At 64.0% G+C, this 22695-nt stretch carries 17 protein-coding genes; 11 read left to right on the top strand and 6 right to left on the bottom strand.

Annotation, left to right across the window (positions count from 1 at the left end):
- Window positions 1-223 precede the first annotated feature (223 nt).
- A complete protein-coding gene (locus JNB89_RS11675) occupies window positions 224-1078 on the bottom strand; it encodes an alpha/beta fold hydrolase (protein ID WP_220362287.1) in 855 nt (284 codons plus the stop codon).
- Window positions 1079-1252: 174 nt separating this feature from the next.
- Window positions 1253-2146: a LysR family transcriptional regulator gene (locus JNB89_RS11670; protein ID WP_220362286.1), complete on the bottom strand. Its 894-nt coding sequence runs from the start codon at window positions 2144-2146 to the stop codon at window positions 1253-1255.
- Between the two features lie 100 nt (window positions 2147-2246).
- On the opposite strand from JNB89_RS11670, the gene JNB89_RS11665 reads away from it, so the two are divergent.
- From JNB89_RS11665 to JNB89_RS11655, 3 genes are read left to right on the top strand one after another with little or no spacing between them, the layout of a single operon-like run.
- Window positions 2247-3554, top strand: coding sequence for a CitMHS family transporter (locus JNB89_RS11665; protein ID WP_220362285.1), 1308 nt, complete (start codon window positions 2247-2249; stop codon window positions 3552-3554).
- A gap of 22 nt (window positions 3555-3576) precedes the next feature.
- Window positions 3577-4935: an acyclic terpene utilization AtuA family protein gene (locus tag JNB89_RS11660; protein ID WP_220362284.1), complete on the top strand. Its 1359-nt coding sequence runs from the start codon at window positions 3577-3579 to the stop codon at window positions 4933-4935.
- Window position 4936: 1 nt separating this feature from the next.
- On the top strand, window positions 4937-5254 hold the full coding sequence (locus tag JNB89_RS11655) for an AtuA-related protein (protein ID WP_013342385.1): 318 nt from the start codon (window positions 4937-4939) through the stop codon (window positions 5252-5254).
- Between the two features lie 36 nt (window positions 5255-5290).
- Here JNB89_RS11655 and JNB89_RS11650 read toward each other — a convergent pair whose 3' ends face one another.
- Window positions 5291-6001, bottom strand: a complete 711-nt coding sequence (locus tag JNB89_RS11650; protein ID WP_013342386.1) for a FadR/GntR family transcriptional regulator — start codon at window positions 5999-6001, stop codon at window positions 5291-5293.
- 387 nt (window positions 6002-6388) lie between these two features.
- On the opposite strand from JNB89_RS11650, the gene JNB89_RS11645 reads away from it, so the two are divergent.
- Entirely contained in the window at window positions 6389-7720 is a 1332-nt protein-coding gene (locus tag JNB89_RS11645) for an MFS transporter (RefSeq protein WP_013342387.1), read from the top strand.
- Window positions 7721-7765: 45 nt separating this feature from the next.
- Window positions 7766-9115 (top strand): glucarate dehydratase, encoded by a 1350-nt coding sequence (gene gudD / locus JNB89_RS11640; protein WP_220362283.1) that lies wholly within the window; start codon window positions 7766-7768, stop codon window positions 9113-9115.
- A gap of 93 nt (window positions 9116-9208) precedes the next feature.
- Here the strand turns inward: gudD and JNB89_RS11635 are convergent, their stop codons facing one another.
- A complete protein-coding gene (locus JNB89_RS11635) occupies window positions 9209-10717 on the bottom strand; it encodes an MFS transporter (RefSeq protein ID WP_220362295.1) in 1509 nt (502 codons plus the stop codon).
- A gap of 554 nt (window positions 10718-11271) precedes the next feature.
- Here JNB89_RS11635 and JNB89_RS11630 point away from each other — a divergent pair.
- Window positions 11272-12903: a methyl-accepting chemotaxis protein gene (locus JNB89_RS11630; protein ID WP_220362282.1), complete on the top strand. Its 1632-nt coding sequence runs from the start codon at window positions 11272-11274 to the stop codon at window positions 12901-12903.
- A gap of 211 nt (window positions 12904-13114) precedes the next feature.
- Window positions 13115-14698: an alpha/beta hydrolase family protein gene (locus JNB89_RS11625; RefSeq protein WP_220362281.1), complete on the top strand. Its 1584-nt coding sequence runs from the start codon at window positions 13115-13117 to the stop codon at window positions 14696-14698.
- A 40-nt stretch (window positions 14699-14738) separates the two neighbouring features.
- On the opposite strand, the gene JNB89_RS11620 is transcribed toward JNB89_RS11625, so the two are convergent.
- Window positions 14739-15344 (bottom strand): methylated-DNA--[protein]-cysteine S-methyltransferase, encoded by a 606-nt coding sequence (locus JNB89_RS11620; protein ID WP_220362280.1) that lies wholly within the window; start codon window positions 15342-15344, stop codon window positions 14739-14741.
- A gap of 295 nt (window positions 15345-15639) precedes the next feature.
- Between JNB89_RS11620 and JNB89_RS11615 the strand changes: the two genes are divergently transcribed.
- Window positions 15640-16980: a leucine-rich repeat-containing protein kinase family protein gene (locus JNB89_RS11615; RefSeq protein ID WP_220362279.1), complete on the top strand. Its 1341-nt coding sequence runs from the start codon at window positions 15640-15642 to the stop codon at window positions 16978-16980.
- Window positions 16981-17074: 94 nt separating this feature from the next.
- Window positions 17075-18037, top strand: coding sequence for a substrate-binding domain-containing protein (locus JNB89_RS11610; protein ID WP_220362278.1), 963 nt, complete (start codon window positions 17075-17077; stop codon window positions 18035-18037).
- Between the two features lie 87 nt (window positions 18038-18124).
- On the opposite strand, the gene JNB89_RS11605 is transcribed toward JNB89_RS11610, so the two are convergent.
- Window positions 18125-19879 (bottom strand): methyl-accepting chemotaxis protein, encoded by a 1755-nt coding sequence (locus JNB89_RS11605; protein ID WP_220362277.1) that lies wholly within the window; start codon window positions 19877-19879, stop codon window positions 18125-18127.
- A gap of 366 nt (window positions 19880-20245) precedes the next feature.
- Here JNB89_RS11605 and JNB89_RS11600 point away from each other — a divergent pair, with 366 nt between their 5' ends.
- Window positions 20246-21280, top strand: a complete 1035-nt coding sequence (locus JNB89_RS11600) for a transporter (protein WP_013342396.1) — start codon at window positions 20246-20248, stop codon at window positions 21278-21280.
- A gap of 203 nt (window positions 21281-21483) precedes the next feature.
- The gene (locus tag JNB89_RS11595) at window positions 21484-22677 is read left to right on the top strand and encodes a GGDEF domain-containing protein (RefSeq protein ID WP_220362276.1); all 1194 of its coding nucleotides are present in this window, start codon (window positions 21484-21486) and stop codon (window positions 22675-22677) included.
- Window positions 22678-22695: the final 18 nt, after the last annotated feature.

Here is a 22695-nt window from a genome sequence, read left to right as displayed (position 1 = left end):
GCGGCGGCGCGAGCCGATCAAAGACGGTTCGATGGAGGGAAAATTTCGCTTATAAAACAGTTGGTTGCGCGTCGCGTTTTGCGATATGCAACGCGGAGCGACATTGCGAAATGGCGGATTTGTGCCACGCACCACGGTTTTTTACGAAGCAAGCGCGCGTGTCACATCGTGAAAAATCGGGGGTTCCGGCGATACAGGTGTGAATGCGTTGCGCAGACCTCGCTCATAAAAGCACGCGGGCAACAAAGTCCAGCATCACTTCATTGAACAGCGCGGGCCGTTGCAGCGGCGCGAAGTGACTGACGCCGGCAAGCACCCGCAACCGCGCGCCCGGAATACTGTGTGCGAGGTATTCGGCATGGTCGGCCTTGATGAATTCGTCATGCTCGCTGTGCGCGATGAGGACAGGCACGCGGATGCGTGCGAGGTCGTGCGCGGCATAGTTGGGCTCGGTCCTCATCATTTCGGTGACGGCCGCCACAAAGGCGTCGAACGCGTCCGGCGTAGCGGAAAGCCGCGCATAGTCCTCACGGTGACGGTTGAAACAGCGGTCGATCACCGGCGTCGCCACGAACTCCGTTGTGCCGCCAGGATCCATGTTGCAGCCAAAGAAGAGCACGCCGGCAACGCGCTCCGGCGCCATCATGGCTAGCACCATCGCCACACAGGCCCCGTCGCTCCAGCCGACTAGCGCCGCTTGCTGGATAGCGAGCGTGTCCATTACGGCGAGCACGTCGGACGCCATCAGTTCGTATTTGTATGGACGTGCATCGCGGGTGCTGCGCCCGTGGCCGCGGCTGTCGATCACTGCCACGGAGCGGCCGGCATCGAGCAGCGCTCGCACCTGATAGCCCCAGTTGCCGCTGTGACCCAGCCCGCCATGCAGCAGGATCACCGGCTTGCCCTGACCGTTGCGTTCGCCTCCGCCTTTGTCGTAAGACGCATACCAGATTCGCGCGCCTTCGCGCTCGACCCAACCCGAGTCGCTCGGCGCAGGCAGCGGCGGCGCGCCATGCGCCGCGAAATGCTCGAGCGTGTCGTCTTGTGGGGCGTCTCGCGTTTCGTGGGAAGAGGCCATTGCGGTTGTCTCCGTTTTGTCGATTGCGGGCAGGAGCCGACGTTCTGGTGGCCGATGCAGGGGGCGGGGCCGCCGCGTCGCTATCAGACTACGTAAGCGTGCCAGCATCGCGGCGCGCAAAGCAATCCAACCTACGGAATTTAGCCGGTCAAAGCCAGCGGCGCCGCCCGGCGCTCACGCGGACTGCAGCTTCTCAATCAGCATGCCCACGAATGTCTCAGTGACCGGCGGCAATGTGCGCCCGCGCTTCTTGATGAGCGCGATAGGCCGCGTGAACGCGGGGTCGTCGACGGGACGCGTCGCCAGCTCCGGCTCAGCTCTGACTTCGCGCGCCGACGCCGGCAGTATCGTCACGCCCAGGCCCGCGCGAACCATCGCCACCGCGCTCATCATGTAAGTCGGCTCGCAGGCAATCTCAGGCACGCAGCGCGCATTGGCAAAGGCGCTGTCCACTACCGCGCGCACGCTCGTGCCTTGCGCGGTGAGCACCAGCGGCGTCGCGGCAAGATCCGCCAACTCGATGCGCCGCCGCCTCGCAAGCGGATGCCGCTTCGGGCAAACCACCACGAGTCTGTCTATGCCCGCGTGCAGCACTTCCAGATGTTCGTCGTCGAGCTTGCCGCCCGTCAGCCCAATGTCGGCCTCTTCATTGCGCACCAGCGTATTGACCATGCTCGCGACCACGTCGCGCACCTGAAAGCTCACGCGCGGCACCGCTTTTTTCAGCGTCTGTACCAGCTCGGGCAGCGAACTCGCCGCGAAGGTGGGCAAGCAGGCAATGCGCACGGTGCCGCTCGCACCGTGGCCGAGCGCCCTGGCGTCGATCAGCACCTGCTCCATGTCGTGCAGCGACTTCTGCAGCAGCGGCAGCAGATCGCGGCCGGTAGCCGTGAGCATGACGTTGCGGCTATTGCGATCGAATAGCCGCAGGCCAAGCGTTTCCTCGAGGCGCCGGATCTGCACTGTCAACGCCGGCTGCGAAAGATGCAGACGCGTGGCGGCCTGCGTAAAACTGCCCGTTTGCGCGACGGCCACGAAAGCGCGAATGTCTCGAAGGTTCAGATCCATACCAATTTGTAATTGCTGCGATCAAATCATTTCAATTGTTTTATTGCTGCAAGAAACTTACGCTCGCTCACAGCAAAAAACAACATTGGAGACAAAGCACATGCCACTGCCATTGCTGGGGCTCGCCACCATCGTCGTGCTGCTGGGCGCCATTCTGTCCAAACGCATGTCGCCGCTGGTGGCGCTCATCATCGTGCCGATCGCCGCGTCGCTGCTCGGCGGGTTCGGCTTTCAAACGAGCAAGTTCGTGATCGACGGGTTAAAGGGCCTCGCGCCCGTGGTCGGCATGTTCGTATTCGCGATTCTTTACTTCGGCACCATTACCGACGCGGGCACACTCGATCCGATCATCGACCGCATTCTGCGTGCGGTCGGCACGCGCCCGACGCGCATCGTGGTTGGCACGACATTGCTCGCGCTGCTGATCCACCTCGACGGCTCCGGCGCGGTGTGCTTTCTCGTGACCATTCCGGCGATGCTGCCGCTGTACGACCGCCTCAAAATGGACCGGCGCGTGCTGGCCGCGGCGGTGTCGATGGCGGCGGGCATCAACTTTCTACCGTGGACCGGGCCGATGATCCGCGCGTCCGCTTCGCTGCATCTGCCGGTTTCGTCGCTGTTCAACCCGCTCATTCCGGTGCAGGCAATCGGCCTTGTCTTTGTGTTCGGCGCCGCGTTCTGGCTCGGCCGCCGTGAGGAAAAGCGGCTCGGTCTCACCGCCGCGAGCGGCTCGGTGCCCATGCCCAGGCGCGAACTGACGCCTGACGAGCAGGCGCTGCGCCGTCCGAAGAACTTCTGGTTCAACATCGTGCTTACGCTCGTCGTGCTGGGCACGATGGTCGTGATGGGCGAGAAAATCCCGCCCGCGATCATGTTCATGGTGGGTCTGTGCATCGCGCTAATGGTCAATTACCCGAACGTCGACATGCAGCGCAAACGTGTCGATGCGCACGCGCGGGCCGCGTTGATGATGGCCGGCATTCTGCTCGCAGCCGGCGTGTTCACCGGCATCATGCAGGGCAGCGGCATGTTGAAGGCGATGGCGCAAGCGGCGGTCGGCTTCGTCCCGCCCGAGATGGCGAGTCACATTCCCGTCGCGCTCGGCATTGTGTCCATGCCGCTAAGCATGCTGTTCGATCCGGACTCGTTTTACTTCGGCGTCCTGCCGGTTATCGCGGAAGTGGCCGGCCAGCTCGGCGTGCCTGCGGTGCAGGTGGGCCAGGCCGCGTTGCTCGGCCAGATGACGACGGGCTTTCCCGTCAGTCCGCTGACGCCTGCCACTTTCCTTGTGGTCGGCTTGTGCGGCATCGAGCTCGCCGATCACCAGCGCTTCACGTTTCCCCTGTTGTTCGGCGCAAGCATCGTGATGACGATTGCCTGCGTCGCGCTGGGAGTGTTTTCACTGTGAGTTTGACGAAAAAGAGAGCAGCATGACAGTCACTCAGCGGCAACGCCTTGTGCGAATCGGTGCGGGCGCGGGCTATTCGGGCGACCGCATCGAGCCCGCGGTCGAACTGGCGGAGCGCGGCGCGCTCGACTATCTCGTGTTCGAGTGTCTCGCCGAACGCACCATCGCTATCGCGCAGCAGGCGCGCAGTAAAGACGCCGAGCGCGGCTATGACCCCTTGCTCGAAACGCGCATGAAGGCGGTCCTGCCCGCGGCGGTACGCAATGGTGTGCGCATCGTCTCGAACATGGGCGCCGCAAATCCGCTGGCGGCGGCGCGCAAGACGGCCGAGGTCGCGCGCTCGCTGGGCCTTGGCGGCCTCAAGATCGCCGCGGTGACCGGCGACGATGTGCTCGGCGCCGTGCGCAGCGGCGACTACCGCTTTGAAGAGTCCGGCGAGCGCGTCGCGGACTACCGCGCGCGGCTCGTTGCCGCGAATGCCTATCTGGGCGCGGGTGCGCTCGTCGAGGCGCTGGAGGCCAACGCGCAGATCGTCCTGACGGGACGCGTGGCCGACCCGTCGCTGTTCGTCGCGCCGCTGATCCACGAATTCGGCTGGCGCATGGACGACTGGCCGACGCTGGGTCAGGCAACCGCGATCGGCCATTTAATGGAATGCGCGGGGCAAATCACCGGCGGCTATTTCGCGGACCCCGGTTTCAAGGACGTTCCCGCGCTTGCAAGACTCGGCTTTCCGATCGCGGAAGTCGATGCAAACGGCGCGGTAATCATCACCAAGCTCGAGGATGCAGGCGGACGCGTGACCGAGGCGACCTGCAAGGAGCAGTTGCTCTACGAGATTCACGATCCCCAGCGCTATCTGCAGCCCGACGTGGCCGCTGACTTCTCGCGAGTGCGCGTCGAGCAGGAAGGCCCGGACCGCGTGCGCGTGAGCGGCGGCAACGGCGGGCCGCGCACCGGCACGCTGAAGGTGTCGGTCGCGTATTTCGACGGGTTCATCGGCGAAGGACAGATTTCATATGCGGGTCCGGGCGCGATGGCGCGCGCTCGCCTCGCGCTCGACATCGTGCGTGAGCGGCTCACGCTGACGGGCGTTCAGGCGCACGAAGTGCGCTTCGATCTCATCGGCGTCAATGCGTTGCATGGCGAGGCCCTGGCCGCCGGGTTTGCCGAGCCCTACGAAGTGCGGGCGCGCGTGAGCGGACGCGCCGCATCGCTCGCACAGGCCGTGCAGATCGGCAACGAGGTGGAAACTCTGTACACGAATGGTCCGGCCGGCGGCGGCGGAGTGACCAAGTCGGCACGCGAAGTCGTCGCGGTTCAGTCCGTGCTGTTGCCGCGCGAACTCGTGAAGCCGACGTTCACGATGGTGGAGGCGTGAGATGAAACTACGTGAGCTTGCTCATTCCCGAACCGGCGACAAGGGCAATACGCTGAACATCTCGGTAATTTGCTACGACGCACGGCACTACGAGCATCTACGCGCGGTGTTGACGGCCGAGCGTGTCAAGGCGCATCTCGCCGAGGTCGTGCGCGGCAGCGTGATGCGCTATGAGCTGCCTGCCATTGCGGCATTCAACTTCGTGCTCGGCGAGGCGCTCGGCGGAGGCGTCACGCGTTCGCTCGCGCTCGACGCGCACGGCAAATCCTTGAGTTCGGCGTTGATGGGGCTCGAGATCGAAGCGCCGCCGCGCGGCTGAACCCGCACACCGGCAGCGGGCCGCGTTCGCTTCCGGCTACGCTTTCGGCCGGCTCGACTCGTGCGCGCGGCGCAGCCGTTCGCGGCTGTTGCTCAGATGCATGCGCATTGCCGCGCGGGCGTCGTCGGGATCCTGGCGCTCGATTGCGCGATAGATCAACTGGTGTTCGTTGAGCACGTGGCGCAGCGTTTCGATCTGATCGAGCCTGGCAATCTCGGCCGAGCCAAGACGCGTGCGCGGGCTGACGCCGCTTCCCAACTGGCTCAACACGTCGAAAAAATAACGATTGCCGCTCGCACGCGCGATCTGCAAATGAAACTCGACGTCGTGCGCGAGCGTGTCCGTGCTGCCGCGCTCCAGTTCGGACTCGAAGCGCTCCAGCGCCGCGCGCATCTGCTTGAGGCTCTGGTCGGTGCGCCGCGCGGCGGCGAGCGCAGCCGACGCCGCTTCCACGTCGATACGGAATTCAATGATCGCCATCACGTCGAGCATGCTCGACAGATCGGCGGCGGGCAGTTCCATCGCTTTCTCGGCGGCAGGCGCCAGCACGAAGGTGCCGATGCCGTGCCGTGTTTCCACCACTTTGGCGGCTTGCAGGCGGGAGATCGCTTCGCGTACCACGGAGCGGCTGACCGACAGCTGCTTCATCATCGCGACTTCGGTGGGGATGCGGTCGCCTGGTCGCAGGACGCCGCGGCGGATGTCATCGGAAAGGGTGGCCACCACTTTCTCAGTAAGGCTGCTCATTGCTTGGCTGGTTGACTGATCGGCTGGAAATGCGCGCCCGCGGGCGCGGCCGACGTCAGGTGACGTCTGGACATCAGCCATCATAGCGTCTGTCGCAAAAATGATGACTTGTTCGTGGACCGGGCGTGCGAAACGCGCATAGACATCAGACGTCTTATTATCGACGCTTCGGGCGAGGCGACTGCGCCGAATGCAAGCGCTCAGCCGCGTCGACCCCGCGTCTGCTGGGTTTCAGGGCGGCGGCAGGGTAAACACCACATTGGAAGTTGTGCATCACCAAATGTAGACTGTCATCTGACGACATATCTCGCGCTGGCAGCCTTGAGCACATGTCATCCGCACGAGACGTCGTACCACTACCGCCGCCCGGCCGACATTGGAGACTTCATGAACTCTGCCCTCACCACGGCAATGGACCCATTGGCGTCCGCCGTTTCCAAGGTCAAGCGGCACGTGTTGCCGCTTTTCCTCATCATGTTCATTGCGAACTATATCGACCGCGTGAACATCGGCTTCGTCAACGCTCACATGAAAGCCGACCTCGGCATCGGCGCCGCTGCGTATGGTCTCGGCAGCGGCCTGTTTTTCATCGGCTATGCGCTGTTCGAAGTGCCGTCCAACGTATTGATGCAGAAGTACGGCGCACGGGCCTGGCTCACGCGCATCATGGGCACCTGGGGCGTGGTCGCCGCGGCGATGGCGTTCGTGTCGAACGAGACCTCTTTCTATGTGCTGCGTTTCCTGCTCGGCGTGGCGGAAGCCGGTTTCTTTCCGGGCGTGGTGTTCTATTTCACGCAGTGGCTGCCGCAAAAGGAGCGCGGCAAGGCGGTCGCGATTTTCCTCTCGGGTTCGGCCATCGCCTCGGTGGTATCCGGTCCGATCACCGGCAGTCTGCTGTCCATTCGCGGACTCGGCCTGCACGGCTGGCAATGGATGTTCCTCATCGAAGGCGGCTTTTCGGTCGTGCTGTGCGCGGTGAGCTGGATTTTCCTGAAGTCGCGCATTCGTGACGCATCGTGGCTCACGGCTAACGAGCAACGCGCGCTGGAAGACGCGATTGCCGCCGAACAGGCCGAGCGCGTCGCGCATGGCGGCGCGCACCTGCCGGCCATCAAGCTGCTGAAAGACCCGCAGATCGTGCTGTTCTGCTGCCTGTACTTCGCGATCCAGTTGACGATTTACGCGGCCACGTTCTGGCTGCCTACCATCATTCGCAAGATCGGCGGACTTTCCGATTTCGAAGTCGGCATGCTCAACGCGATTCCCTGGCTTATCGCCATGGTCGCCATGTACTGTTTCGCGTTGCTCTCGGCCAAATGGCGTTTCCAGCAGGCGTGGCTGGCGGTCGCGCTGGTGATTGCGGCCTGCGGTCTCTTTGCATCGACGTCGGGCAATCCGGTTCTGTCGTTCGTCGCCATCTGCTTTTCGGCGATCGGCTTCAAGGCGGCTTCGTCGCTGTTCTGGCCGATTCCGCAAGGCTATCTGGATGCGCGCGTTGCCGCGGCGGTCATTGCGCTGATCAACTCCATCGGCAATCTGGGCGGCTTTTTTGCGCCCGCCACGTTCGGCTATCTGCAGCAGCACACCGGTTCGATCACCGGCGGTCTTTATGGCCTGGGCGTTGCCTCGCTGATCGCTGCGGCAGCGGCTTTCCTCGCACGCAATCGACGCGGCGACGGCAACGCACTGCGCGATCCGCTGCAAGGCGGCGCACACTGAGCGCTTGTCATCGTCAGGCCCACTTACTTACCTGGTCCAGTTCACATGTCCACGATACCTTCCAATCCGAACCATACGCCCACCGTTACTGAACTGCGCGTCGTGCCCGTCGCGGGCCGTGACAGCATGTTGCTGAATCTGAGCGGCGCGCACGGTCCGTTCTTCACTCGCAACGTGGTGATTCTGCGCGACAGCGCGGGGCACATCGGCGTCGGCGAAGTGCCGGGCGGCGAGAACATTCGCAAGACGATCGACGACGCGCGTCCGTTCGTCGTCGGTCAGTCCATCGGCAATTTGCAAGCTATCCTGAACAAAGCGCGTACCCAGTTCGCGGACCGCGATGCCGGGGGACGCGGTCTGCAGACGTTCGACCTGCGCACCACGATTCACGCGGTAACCGCACTCGAAGCGGCGCTGCTCGATCTGCTCGGCCAGCATCTCGACGTGCCCGTCGCGGCACTGCTTGGCGAGGGTCAGCAACGCGACGAAGTGGAGATGCTCGGCTATCTGTTCTACATCGGCGACCGCAACAAGACGGACTTGCAGTACGCGAGCGGCGCCGACGGACGCGACGACTGGGAACGCCTGCGCACCGAAGAAGCCCTGACGCCCGAAGCGGTGGTTCGCCTCGCCGAAGCCGCACAGGCGCGCTACGGTTTCAACGATTTCAAGCTGAAGGGCGGGGTGTTGTCCGGCGACGCGGAAATCGAGGCGGTGACGGCGCTCGCCGAACGCTTTCCGAACGCACGCGTGACACTCGACCCGAACGGCGCATGGTCACTCGCTGAAGCCGTGCGCCTGTGCCGCGGCAAGCACGACGTGCTCGCCTACGCGGAAGACCCGTGCGGCGCCGAAAACGGCTATTCGGGCCGCGAGGTCATGGCGGAATTCCGCCGCGCCACCGGCTTGCCGACGGCAACCAACATGATCGCTACCGACTGGCGTCAGATGGGCCACGCGATCCAATTGCAGTCCGTGGACATTCCGCTTGCCGACCCGCATTTCTGGACCATGCAGGGCTCGGTGCGCGTCGCGCAGATGTGCCATGACTGGGGACTCACGTGGGGCTCGCATTCGAACAACCACTTCGACATTTCGCTTGCCATGTTCACCCACGTTGCGGCTGCCGCGCCCGGCAAGATCACCGCAATCGACACGCACTGGATCTGGCAGGACGGCCAGCGTTTGACCCGCGAGCCGTTGCAGATTGTCGGCGGCAAGGTCAAGGTGCCGCAGAAGCCCGGCCTCGGCGTGGAACTGGATATGGACGAGATCGAGAAGGCGCACGCGCTCTATCAGCAGCACGGCCTGGGCGCACGCGACGACGGCGTCGCCATGCAGTACCTGATTCCCAACTGGAAATTCGACAACAAGCGCCCGTGCCTCGTGCGCTAATGTCCTGACGCGCGCAAGGCGCTGCCAGCCGGCGCGCGTTCAGTCACTTTCGACGCCGGCCCCGCGAACGCGCGCGGCCGGCTACTCGCGGCGCTAGCCGCGGCGGAACACCACGTGCGAAATCCGCTGCACCAGCAAAGCAGCGACGAGCGCCGCGACCGCCGTCAGCCACACGCCGATGTGAATGGACTGCACGAGCGCGTCGCGTGCGGTGTCGATCAACGCGAGCGTGTCGAGCGCGGTCGGCTTCATGTCCGCGATCAGCTTCTGGCGCGACGCTTCGTCGATCAGAATGCGCAGGTCGACGAAGCGGGGCCGCCATTGCGAGGCCGCCGGTTCACCGAGCACGCTGATGGTTCGCGTGACCACATCGCGGTAGTGGTGCTGCACGACCGTCGCCACGATGCTTGTGCCCAACATGCCGCCCACCATTCGGGTGGACTGCAGCAGCGCCGTAGTAATGCCGAAGCGCTCGCGGCCCGCAATCTCCTGGCCGAACACATTCAGATTGTTGAGGATGAAGCCGAGGCCGATGCCGACAGCGGCCATCGGCAATTCGATCCATAGATGCGGCGTGTCGGCATTGGCGAATGCAATGCCGATGGACGCGAACAACAGCAACCCGAAGCCGATGGAGAGAATGCGCGTCGGCTTTTTCATGTGAATCACAATGCGCGTGTTGAGCACGCTGCCAAGCGCGATACATGCGGCGATGGGCGTGGCCAGCAGCCCCGCCTGCTGCGGAGACAGACCAAACCCGCCCTGCAACAGCAGCGGCGCGAAAAAGATCAGCGAAAACATCACGAAGCCCGACAGCATGCCGAGCGTAAACAGCGTGACAAGCTGCGAGTCTTTGAAGAGGTCGAGCGGAATGATGGGATGGGTGGCGCGCTTCTCGCACCTGTATAACGCAATGGCGCCGACCAGCACGCACACGGCAAGCGCGATGTTGCCCGCGCTCAGGCCGTCTTTGGGTAGAGCCTCGATCAAAGCCTGCAGGCCTCCCAGCACGGCGGCCACGAGTCCTGCGCCGAGCCAGTCGATCTTCACCTCGCCTTCATGCGGACGCGCAAAGCTCGGCAAATGCACCCAGATGAAATAAAGCGCCGCGGCGCCGACCGGCAAATTGATCAGAAACGTGGAGCGCCAGCCGAGATGCTCGCTCATCCAGCCGCCAAGCGACGGCCCCGCCGCGGTGCCGATGCCGTACGCCGCGGCCATCACCACCTGCCAGCGCACGCGGGCGCGCGGGTCGGGAAACAGGTCGGGGATCGAGGCGAACGCGGTGCCCACCATCATGCCGCCGCCTACGCCTTGCAAGCCGCGTGCGATCACGAGGAACAGCATGTCGTTGGCGATGCCGCAGAGCACGGACGCCACCGTGAACGTGATGACCGCGGCAATCACGAAGCGCTTGCGGCCGAAGTAATCGCCCAGCCGGCCAAACACGGGCACCGTCACCACTGAAGCCAGCAGGTAGGCGCTCGCGATCCACGCGTAATACTCGAAGCCGTGCAGTTCCGCCACGATGGAGGGCAGCGCCGTGCTGACGACCGTCTGATCGAGCGCCACCAGCATGTTGACGAGACCGATGCCGAGCATCGCGAAAAGGGCGTTCCGGAAAGGCAGCGCGGTAGCAGCGGCAGGGGAAGTCACGAGTCTTGGCAGGATGGCGATTGAAGGTGAAGCGCCAGGCGGCGCGGCGGCGTCGCAACTAGCGGGAGCCGGGGTTGTCTGACCACTGGCGCATTATACGGGTTTCCCCTTAGACGAAACTATTGCGGTGCCGTTTTGTGGCGGACCAAAGCGTGGCCGCGGAGGGCATCGGATCGGTGCGCAGACAGTCTGCCCAGGGACACTGCGAGTGGACAGTACATTCGCGACAGGTCCACATGTGATGTAAACGACAGCACCTGCACGAACTTAAGGGTGCGCTTCATGCGCGGCGCCAGCCGGCACCCTGTGATCGAACCCGGCGAGTCCCGCACTTCTAACCGCGACCAGACTGGCAAAGGGTTTGTCTCTACGCAGCGCGCCTGTGTGCGTGCCGATAGACAGTTCAAGTAGTCGTGTGGAGCGACGGCGGAGTTCGAATCGCCGGCGGTTCGCGTAACGCTTCAGCGACTTTCTTCGACTGGACGAACAGGGACACGCGCATGCATCGACTGAATTTCAAGCAGAAGCTCTGGTTGCCGCTGGTCGTCAGTCTGCTCGCGCTGCTCGCCGTGTCGGTGTCGGCCGCGTGGCTCTCGCGCGAGACCCGCATCGAAGAGCGCAAGCACGACCTCGTGAACGTCGGTCATGTCGGGCTTAGCATCGTCAAGCAGTATGCGGCGCTCGCGGCAAGCGGCGCGCTCAGCGAGGCGGAGGCCCGCAAGCAGGCGCTCGAGCGTCTGCGCGACATACGTTACGGCGAAGACGGCTACTTCCTCGTGCTCGATTCGAAGCCGCGCATGATCATGCACGCGATGAAACCCGCGACGAACGGCAAGGATCTCGCGGGCGTCGAGGATGCCGATGGCCGTCATCATTACGTGACCTTCGCGACGGTGGCGCAAGCCCCCGAGGGCGGCTTCGTCGACTATGTGTTCCCGCATCCGGGCAATCCGCCGTCCGCCGCGGTCGAGAAAATCGGCTACGTCGTGCGTTACGCGCCGTGGGACTGGATCATTGCGACAGGGGCTTATGTCGACGATATCGACGCCGCATTCAGGCGCTCGCTGTACATGCTCGGCGCGGTGGTCGGCGCTGTCGCGCTGCTGGTGTCCGCGCTTGTTGCGTTCACCAATCGCAGCATTCAACGCACCATCGGCGGCGACCCGACCTACGTCGCGCAGGTTGCCGGTGAAATCTCCAAAGGCAATCTCGTCATTCCGATCGCGCTGCGTTCCGGCGACGACTACAGCCTTCTACACACCATGCGGCAAATGCGCGACGCGCTCGCAGGCACCATCGTGCAGATCAGCGGGGCGGCGGACAAAGTGGCAACCGGCGCACGCGAGATTGCCCAGGGCAATACGGATCTGTCCGCGCGTACCGAGAGCCAGGCCGCGTCGCTCGAAGAGACCGCAGCCAGCATGGAGCAGATGACCGCGATGGTCCGGCAAACTTCCGAAAGCGCGCAGACGGCGAGCCAACTGACGGCGAGCGCGGAGCAGATCGTCATGCAAGGCGGGCAGATGGCGGCCGAAGCGGTAACGACGATGCAGGAGATCTCGACGGAATCGCACAAGATGGTGGAGATCATTGCGGTGATCGAAGGCATTGCGTTTCAGACCAACATACTCGCGCTGAACGCGGCTGTTGAAGCGGCCCGCGCGGGCGAAGATGGGCGCGGCTTCGCGGTGGTGGCCGGTGAAGTACGCACGCTGGCGCAGCGCAGCGCGTCGGCGGCCAAAGAAATCCGCGCGCTGATCAGCCGCGCGACGGGGCGCGTGGAGAACGGCGTCGAACTCGTCGGCAAGACCGGCTCCACGATTCAGGCGGCGAGCGAGGCCATTGCGAAGCTGTCGGGCGTGATGCGCGATATTGCGGCGGCTGCCGCCGAGCAGAGCGCGGGCATCGACCAGGTGGGCGACGCCGTCTCGCAGATGGACAGCGTCACCCAACAGAACGCCGCGCTGGTCGAGCAGGCCGCCGCGGTCGCGCAGACGTTGACCGAGCAGGCAAGGCTGCTGGAGGCGTCGATTCACGCCTTCCAGGTGGAGGCGGATACGCGTGAGGCCGCGTTCGCGGTGGGGCGTGCGGGCAAGAATGGTTGGGGCGCGTCGCGGCTGCGGGCGGCGTAGCGGGGAAAGCGGTAGGGCGGCCTGGGCTGCGGCGAGCGGTACGAGGGCGGGTCGGCCCCATGCGGAGCGCAATATCGCGCTGCTATGCAAGCTGCCGCCCGCTTTGGCGGCTGATCTCGCGGCTATGCTACGGTTCGAGCAGTGGTCGCGCGCATCTTCAGCCGCGCACGGCAAGAGCCGTCCACTCGCCGACCCTTGACCCGGAGCCCGCATGCCGCAAGCCGCCCGTACCGCGCCCTTCGCTCTGCTGTTATCCGTTGCGTTGATCGTTGCCACGTCGGCTCAAGCCGACTCCGCATGCGACCAGGCTTGCCGCGAGCGTGGCGGACTGCTGGATCATAGGGCGACCTTGCGGCTTGACGCAGCGGCGCTGTCGAACCTGCTTGCCGACAGTGCCTCAGGGCAGCAACTCATGCAAATGGCGGGCAAGCCGCAGTGCGGCGTGCAGATTCTGCATTACGGCTACCGGACCATAGGGGGCGCTGGCGAGGCGGCCACGGCGAGCGGTGCGCTCATGATCCCGCAGGGCGACGCTCCGGCCTGCAGCGGGCCCCGTCCGATGATGCTGTATGCGCACGGCACCACCGCCTACCGCAAGTACGATCTCGCGGATGTCACGGGCAGTGACCCCGAGAACGACGGCGCCAGCGAGGGCTTGAGCGTGGCCGCCATGTACGCGGCGCACGGCTACATCGTGGCGGCCAGCAACTACGCAGGTTATGCGGGTTCGAATCTTCGCTACCACCCTTACCTGAACGCCGACCAGCAGTCCGCGGACATGATCGACTCGCTGCGCGCGGCGCGCGCCTTGTTGACCGGCGACCGCTCGCGGGCGGCGATCAGCGAAAACGGCAAGCTGTTCATCACCGGCTATTCGCAAGGCGGTTTCGTTGCGCTCGCAACGCATCGCGCGTTGCAGGCGGCAGGCGTCAGCGTAACGGCTTCCGCGCCTGGCTCCGGTCCGTATGCGATTGCCGCTACGGCGGACGCCATCATTGCAGGGCAGGTCAATCTCGGCTCGACGCTCTTCACAACCTTGGCAGTGACCGGTTATCAGCGCGCCTACGGAAACCTGTATCGCAAACCGGCCGAGTTTTTCGAAGCAGCCTATGCGCCGGATATCGAGCAACTGTTGCCAGGCGTGCAATCGCTCGATGCCATGTTCTCGCAAGGAAAGTTGCCGCCGTCGCATCTTTTCAGCAGCACGCCGCCCGCTCCGCGATTCGCTGAGATCACGCCGCCTGCGTCGCCGTCGCTCACGCCAGCGGTGTTGGCACCGCTCTTCGCAGCCGGCTTTGGCGAGGCCAATCTCGTGCGCAACAGCTATCGCGGCGCATTGCTCGAAGACGCCGCGGCGAATCCTGACGGCGCGTTCCCCAACGCAACGCCGGGCATGGCGCCCGCGGCGAGCCCCATGCATCCGTTGCGTCAGGCTTTCAAGCGCAACGATCTTCGCAACTGGGTGCCGAAGGCGCCGGTTCTGCTGTGCGGCGGCGGCGCGGACCCGATGGTGTTCTTCTTCAACGCACGCGCCGAGCAGGCGTACTGGCTGAACGCCAGGGCGCCGGCGGGATTGACTTCGGTGCTGGATGTCGACTCGCCCGTCAGCGGGGCCGACGATCCATTCGCGCCCATCAAGCGCGGTTTTGCAAATGCGAAGGCGGCAGTGGCGAAACAGGCGATAGCAGCAGGCGCAGCCGACGGCGGCGCATCTGCGGTACTGCGTTCATATCATGGCGGGTTGGTTGCGGGCTCATGCATGCTGGCGGCGCGGGCCTTCTTCGCCAACTTGTGAGCGACGCTGCCGTTTGCCCGGCTGCGCAGCAGCGAAAACGTCAGTTGCCGAACAACGAGCTTTGTACTCCGGGCGGCGGCGCACGATGCGCGCGTTTTGCAGGCGCTTTGACGGCCTGAGCACTTGCTTGCGCCTGCACGTCACTCGCCGCTGTGAGCGACGTTTGCCCTGCTTCCAGCGACAACAACAGCATCTTGTTCGCCAATCCGCCGGCAAAGCCCGTCAGATCGCCGGACGCGCCTATCACGCGGTGACAGGGCGCCACGATTGAAATCGGGTTCCTGCCGTTTGCCGCGCCCACCGCGCGCACAGCGTTGCTGTTGCCGATCTGTGCGGCGATTTGCGCATAAGTGCGCGTCTGACCGAATGGAATGGTCAACAGAGCGGCCCATACTTTTTTCTGGAACGCGGTGCCCTGAAAGTCGAGTTCGAGATCGAACGTCTGCCTCTTGCCTGCAAAGTACTCGTTCAATTGACGCGCGGCTTCGCACAGAACAGGCACATCATCCGCTTGCAACAACTCAGCAGCCAACCGTACGCGATTGGGCTTGTCGTTCTCCCACAGAATGGCGGTCAAGCGCCCGGCGCGGGCGACCAGCTTCAGTTTGCCGACTGGAGAATCCATCAGCTTGTATGCGTAAGTCACTTGTCTGCTCCTGCTGGTTGAAGTGGAGGCCACGCGCCGCAAGTCCGGTGCGTGAGCGAGCGCCGCGAAACGACGTGCGGCGACGATCTCAGTGTGGACGTTGCGACGGGCGCAGGCACTTCGAATCTTGCTGTCTGTTTCGTCGTCAAGTATGAAGGATTTGGACGCTGTGCGGTGATCTGGCGCGGCGTAGTAGAGCGACGCGGCGGACTCTGCAGAAGCGCGGCGTGACGCGACTCAGTAAAATCGACCCTTCCAGCACGATGCGCGGCGCCTACCAGATCTTTCCATTACTGTGACAACGACACTTGAACAACTGCGAGCGGGCCAACTGGCGGGTACACGCCATCTCAAGCTTGCGTGCGGGCTCAGCGAATTTCCACGCGAGATTCTCGATCTCGAGGACACGCTGGAAGTGCTCGATCTTTCAGGCAATGCGCTCACGACACTGCCGGACGACTTCGCGCGGCTACGCAAGCTGCGCATTCTCTTTGCGTCGAACAATCCGTTCACGGAGTTGCCGCAAGTGCTCGGGCAGTGTCCACAATTGAGCATGATCGGATTCAAGGCTAATCGCATTCGCACCGTAACGGGCAATGCATTGCCGCCGCGCCTGCGCTGGCTGATTCTCACGGACAATGAGATCGAGGTGCTGCCGCCCGAAATCGGCAACTGCGGCCATTTGCAGAAGTTGATGCTGGCGGGCAATCGTCTGCGTTTTCTTCCCGAAGAACTGGCCGCGTGCTCGCGCCTCGAGCTTCTGCGGCTTGCCGCGAATCGACTGGATGCGTTGCCCGCGTGGCTCCTGCGCATGCCGCGGCTCGCCTGGCTCGCTTTTGCGGGGAACCCATTTGGCGAGACACTGGAAGCCGTGGCGCTGCACGATACGCCCTTCGCCGAGATTGCCTGGAGCGATTTGCGTGTGCACGAGCCGCTGGGCGAGGGCGCCTCGGGCGTGATCTATCGCGCCGAACTGCGCGTAAGCGCCAACGCTACGCGGCCCGTCGCGCTCAAGTTGTTCAAGGGCGCCGTGACGAGCGACGGTTTGCCCGACTGCGAAATGGCGGCTTGCCTGCACTCTGGCAATCACCCGAACCTGATCGCCGTCGCGGGAAATGTGAAGGACCACCCGGCAAACGCGCACGGCCTGGTGATGGAACTCATCGACCCGCAATACCGCAACCTGGCCGGACCGCCGAGCTTCGAATCGTGCACACGCGACATTTACGATGCAAACGCACGTTTTGCGCCCGCCGACGTGGTGGATATGGCATACGGCATTGCATCGGCCGCGTGCCACTTGCACCGGCGCGGCGTAATGCACGGCGACCTGTACGCGCACAACATTCTGTACGACGGCCAGGCACGTGTATTGTTAGGGGACTTCGGCGCAGCGTCGTTCTATTCGACGCGGAATCGCGAGTCGCGCACCGCGCTGGAGCGCCTCGAAGTGAGGGCATACGGCTGCCTGATCGAGGAATTGTTGGAGCGTTGCGATCAGCGCAATGCGTTTGCGCACGCAGACGGCGCTGCGAAACTCGCAAGCCTGCGAGACCGTTGCCTGAGCGAAGACGTCGACAGCCGGCCTCTTTTCGAAGAGATCGGCTCTGAACTGTTCGCGCTGAAGGCAGGTTGATGGCGAACAGGCGACCCGCTTGCGGGTTCATCGACCCGGGTTCATCCGCTGGCGTTCATGCAGTTCGCGAGCGCAATCAGAAAGGAGAACGACCATGACGCAGAGAATGCGCCGCCGCGTGATGATCGCCGGTGCACTGGCTGCGGCGGGGCTTGCGCGCGTGGCCGGCGCGGCAACGCCGGAAGGCGGCATGCCGAAGATCGCGCTCGTGCTGAAGTCGCTCAGCGACCCTTTCACCGTGGCAATGGCGAACGCCGCCAGAAACTATCAGCAGCATTACGCGTCCCAATTCGTGCTGACGGTGCGCGGAACCGCGACAGAGCCCGATACGGCCGGACAGATCCGCATTGTCGAGGAGATGATCGGCGCGAAGATGAATGCCATCGTGATTGCACCGTCGGGCTCGAAAGGGCTCACGGCTGTGGTCGCGCGCGCGATCAAGGCGGGCATCATCGTTATCAGCATCGACAACCCGCTGGACGACGCCTTGCAGGAAGCCGCGAAAATCTCGGTGCCGTTCGTCGGTCCGGATAACCGCAAGGGCGCAATGCTGGTGGCGAACTATCTGGCCGAGCGGCTAAAGCCTGGCGATCAGGTGGGGATCATTGGCGGCATCCAGGCGGATCGCAACGCGCAGCAACGCAACTCGGGCTACAAGGAAGCAATGAGCGCCGCGGGCATGCAGGTGGTCGCAACCGAGCCCGGCGACTGGGAGTACGGCAAGGGCCGTGACGTTGCCTCGAGAATGCTGGGCCAGCATCCGCAGATTCGCGGTTTGCTATGTGCAAACGACAATATGGCAATGGGTGCGGCCGACGCCGTGCGCGACGCGGGCCGCACCGGCGGCGTGTTGATCACCGGCTATAACGCGATTGACGCCATCAAGCCGCTGATCGCAGACGGTCACGTGCTCGCCACGGTCAATCAGTTCGCCGAACGTCAGGCCGTGTTCGGCATGGACGTCGCGTTGAAAGCCGTGACGGAGCAGCGAAAGCAGAGCGAGTTGTCGCGCACGATAGAGACGCCGCTGCAACTGGTCACGGCAGTCAAACGCTGATCTGCTTTGCTGCGGGCCCTGCGTGTGCAGCGCCGGGTTGCCGGCGCCGTTCACGCAAGGATGCTGTAGCCACATCTGCCGACAGCGTTAGAAGGTATCCCAGCCATCCGTGCCCGCGGCGACCGCGGGGGCTGCCATGGCCACAGCGGCCGGCCGCAGGCTCGGTCTCGCCGCGCGGCGCTTCGCAGCCGGCTCCTTGCTTGCCGAAGCGCCGCCCGCGTGCGGCGGCGCTGAGCGCACCGCGGCGGACTCGTGCTGTGCGGTAGCCGATGCACCATCGAGACGGAAGAACGACACCGATTGATTCAATTGCCGGCCCTGGTCTTCAAGCGACTTCGACGCGGCCGCCGCTTCTTCGACGAGTGCGGCGTTCTGCTGCGTGACCTCGTCCATCTGCGTGATCGCCTGGTTCACCTGTTCGATGCCGCGGCTCTGTTCGGCCGAGGCCGCCGCAATTTCTCCCATGATGTCAGTCACGCGCGCCACTGCCTGAGTGACCTCGGCCATCGTCATGCCTGCTTTGTCGGCGAGCGACGAACCGTCCCGGATCTTTTCGACCGAGGTGCTGATGAGATCCTTGATTTCCTTCGCCGCACTGGACGAGCGCTGCGCAAGATTGCGCACCTCGCTTGCCACCACGGCGAAGCCGCGGCCCTGTTCGCCCGCGCGCGCCGCTTCCACCGCGGCATTGAGCGCGAGAATGTTCGTCTGGAACGCAATGCCTTCGATCATGCCGGTGATCTCGGCAATGCGCGTTGAGTTCGCGCTGATCTCGCCCATCGTGCCGACCATCTCGCCGACCACGCCGTTGCCCTTGAGCGCCACCTCGGACGCATTGGCCGACAGCGTGCTCGCCTGCTGCGCGTTCTCCGCGTTCTGCTTAACCGTGGCCGTCAGTTCTTCCATGCTCGACGCTGTTTCCTGCAGCGACGCCGCCTGTTGTTCGGTGCGCGACGAAAGGTCCACATTGCCCGACGCGATCTGGCTGGAGCCCGTCGCGATGCTGTCGGCCGCGCTGCGCACATTGCCGATCAGGCGCACAAGGCTCGCCTGCATCTCGCCCATCGAGGCGAGCACGCTGCCCGCAGGCGCCTTGCTCGCACCGGGCACGGGACGCAGATCGCCTTGCGCGACGTGCCGCGTGACTTCCGCGAGCGCCACCGGCTCGGCGCCAAGCGCACGCATCAGGCCGCGTGTGATGAGGATGCCCGCGCCGATTGCAAGCGCAACAGCGCCGATACAGAAGGCAATCAGCACATTGCGCTGATGGGCGAACTGCTCGGCGGACTGCTGCTCCATCTGCACCTCGCGTTGGTGCGTGGCGTCGAGGTAGGCGCTGGTTGCTCTCGTCAACGCAGTCAGCAGCGGGCGGCATTTCGCGGCGATGTCGGCAATGGCGGCGTCGCGTTGGCCGTTCAGCGCGAGCCGGTTGATCTCGAGCGCGACCGGTCGATAAAGCTGTTCGATACGCGAGATTTCGCCGGCAAGCGCGCGTGTGTTTTCGTTGATGTCGTTCGCGCTGGCCACCATCGCGTTGAACTTTTCAAGGCGACTTTCCACCTGCTTCTCGGCGTCCAGCACGGCGGCCTTTTCAACCTCTATGTCAGAGGATGAGGAAACGAGCACCAGGTTGCGCACCGCGAGCGCGCGGGCATTGACGGCGTCGCGCAACGACTCGGCCATTTGCGCCCGTGCATTGATGCCGCTGACAAAGCCGGAGAAGCGCTCGTTCTCGTCGCTGAGCGCCATCAGCGAGATCGCGGAGACAATCAATACGACAAACGCAAGCGAGCCGAAACCGGCCGTCAGCTTGGCCTTCTCGGAGAGATTATGGAAATTCATGATTCTGCACTCCAGTCGCCACTTTTCTGGCCGAAAACTATGTTGAAGGCTTCGGCTGCCCGGACCATCTCCGGGGCCGCCAGCACACGATGGGACTTCAGTTCTCGCCGGTGCCAAACGTAATAACGGCATGCGCGCAGAGTGCCGTAGGGCGGTTATCCCAGGTAAACCGCCCGCAAAGGTTTGCGCATGATTGATATTTGCTATGAAGCGATTGCTGCTCAATGGTAAAACGTCATGGCGAGCCGCGAGTCAACGCAATATGGCGCTTACGTGTCTTTTCCGTGGCGGCCATCGCGGCTTCATGTTCGGCTGGTAAATTGCGGGCTGGGACAAACAGAAAGCGGAAACAGACCTGAAAGACCTATGAAATCTGAACTGCTGCTGCAAACTTATGGCTCGGATTCGTCCGGCATTGTGTGCGGCTATGTCTTTTCGCCCACGCAGCCGGGCCGGCCCATTTCCGCCGACGATGCGCTGGAGTGGCTGCGCGCGCGCCAGAACGGCGGCACGGCTCATGTAGACGAATTTTTATGGCTGCATTTCAATCTCGCACATAGCGCGAGTGAGCGTTGGATGCGCGCGCAACTCGATTTGCCCGAAACGTTTTTCGATGCGCTGCGCGAAGGCTCGCACTCTACGCGCATCGAGCAGGCAGACGGGGCGCTGCGTGCGGTCGTCAACGACGTGATGTTCAACCTCGAGTTCACCCCGTCCGAGATTGCAACGCTGTGGATTTACGCGCATCAGCGGATCATCGTGACAGCGCGGCTCAAGCCGCTGCGCTCGGTGGACCGCTTGCGCGCGTCGGTGAAAGAAGGCGAAATCTTTCGCTCGCCAGTGGAACTGCTGGTGCATCTGATGCGCGACCAGGCCGATCTGCTCGTGCAGATCGTTCGCCGCACGAGCGCCGACGTCGACCGTATCGAAGACCGTTTTCTTTCGCAAAGGCCCACGCAAAACCGCCTCGACCTCGGCGCGATGCGACGCATGCTGACGCGCTTGCAGCGGATGCTCGCACCGGAACCCGGCGCGATTTTCCGCCTGCTCGCGAGACCGCCGCGCTGGCTTCAACAGGAGGACGTGCAGGATTTGCGCGAGTCGACGGAAGAGTTCTCCGTGGTACTGTCGGACATGGCAGGGCTGATCGAACGTGTCAGGCTGCTACAGGAAGAGATTATTTCGCGGCTCGAAGAACAGAATAACCGCACGCTGTTCACGCTGACGCTGGTTACGGTTCTCGCGATGCCGATCAATATCGTCGCCGGTTTTTTCGGCATGAATGTGGGCGGTATTCCGTTTGCCGACAACCATCACGGCTTCTGGGTGATGGTGGTGCTGGTGGCCTGCTTCACGGGACTGACGGCATGGTGGGCGTTCCGACGCAGGAAGGAGCGCTAGCGCAGCGAGGCGGGGCAGGTTTGCGTGTTCTCCTGCGCGTGCGGGGCGCCGCGCAGCGGCACGCTTGAAGCGGAATTTGTCCGTCGAGGGGCGTTGCAACGGACCGCATCAACGGACCGCATCAACGAACGACACAAGCGGACGCCATGTAAAAACTAACGGCCGCACGCCGCGCAGGCGGGCCGAGAATAACGTCGAAGACCATGTCCAGCTCAGCAGCGCTGCTCGCCACCGTATTTGTCTCGTGCCTCTCCAGCGCGGCCGTGCTGGGCTACCTCGCACGCTACGAGGTAGCCGGACTGCGCCGCTGGTTGGCCGCGCATTGCCTGTTCGCGCTCGCCTCGGGCGTGCTGTTCGTCACCCACGCGCGCCCGTCGGCCGCCGTGATGCTGGCCTCATGCGCGTGCGTGCTCGCAGGGGCGTTGCTGATGTTGCAGGGCTGCCGCGCTTTCGTCGGCAAGCGCAGTGCACCTAAGGGCGAGCATCCCGCGTTGGTGGGCGCGGGCTGTGCGCTCGTGTACTGGACGTGCGTGGCGCCGGATATCAGCGCAAGAGCCGCGCTCATGTCGTTCGCGCTCGCCTACGCGCGCGTTGCCGTGGGGTGGATCATCTGGAGCTCGCGCGTGCGCGGGCGCTCGCAGTACGGTCACTGGCTCGTGCTTTGCGCGGCGCTGATCGGCGGCGTGGTGTATTTCGCGCGCGGTGTGCTGAACACGTTTTTCGTCGACACGTCGCTCGCGTGGCCCGCGCATATCGCTCCTGACTTCGCCTTTCTCGGTATCAGCATTCTTTCGTTGCCGATTCTGTCCATCGGCCTCGTGATGCTTGCCAACGACCGGCACATGCAGCAGGTCGAGAAGCTGGCCACGTTCGACGATCTGACCGGAGCGCTGGTGCGCCGCGCGTTCATCGCTCGCGGCGAAGCGCTATCGCGCGCGGCGCGTGCCACGCAGGCGCAGTTGAGCGTCGCGATTATCGACATCGACGATTTCAAAACGATCAACGACCGGCACGGGCACGCCGCAGGCGACCGCGTGCTCGCGGATTTCGGTGCGCAAGTGCGCAGGCACATGCGTGCCGGCGACGTGTTCGGGCGCCTCGGCGGCGAGGAATTCGCGATACTGTTTCCGCACACTTCTATGGCGGACGCGGCGCAGCGCATCGGCGACATGCTGATTGCGGTCCGGTGCCCGCCCGACCAGTCGCATGACAAGCCGGCGTATGCGTTCAGCGCGGGCCTGAACGACTGCTTGCGCACGGAAAGCCTGGGTGATGCGCTGGCCGGCGCGGACGCCATGCTTTATCGCGCGAAAAGGGCCGGCAAATGCCGCATAGAGCTCGCGTCACGGCGAGGCGCGAGCGAAACGGCGGGCAGCATGGCGGGCACGGCGCCCTGATACGTGATGTGGAAGCGT

The organism is Paraburkholderia phenoliruptrix (assembly GCF_019511605.1).
Lineage (GTDB): Bacteria > Pseudomonadota > Gammaproteobacteria > Burkholderiales > Burkholderiaceae > Paraburkholderia > Paraburkholderia phenoliruptrix_A.
This window is presented reverse-complemented; position numbering and strand designations above follow the sequence as displayed.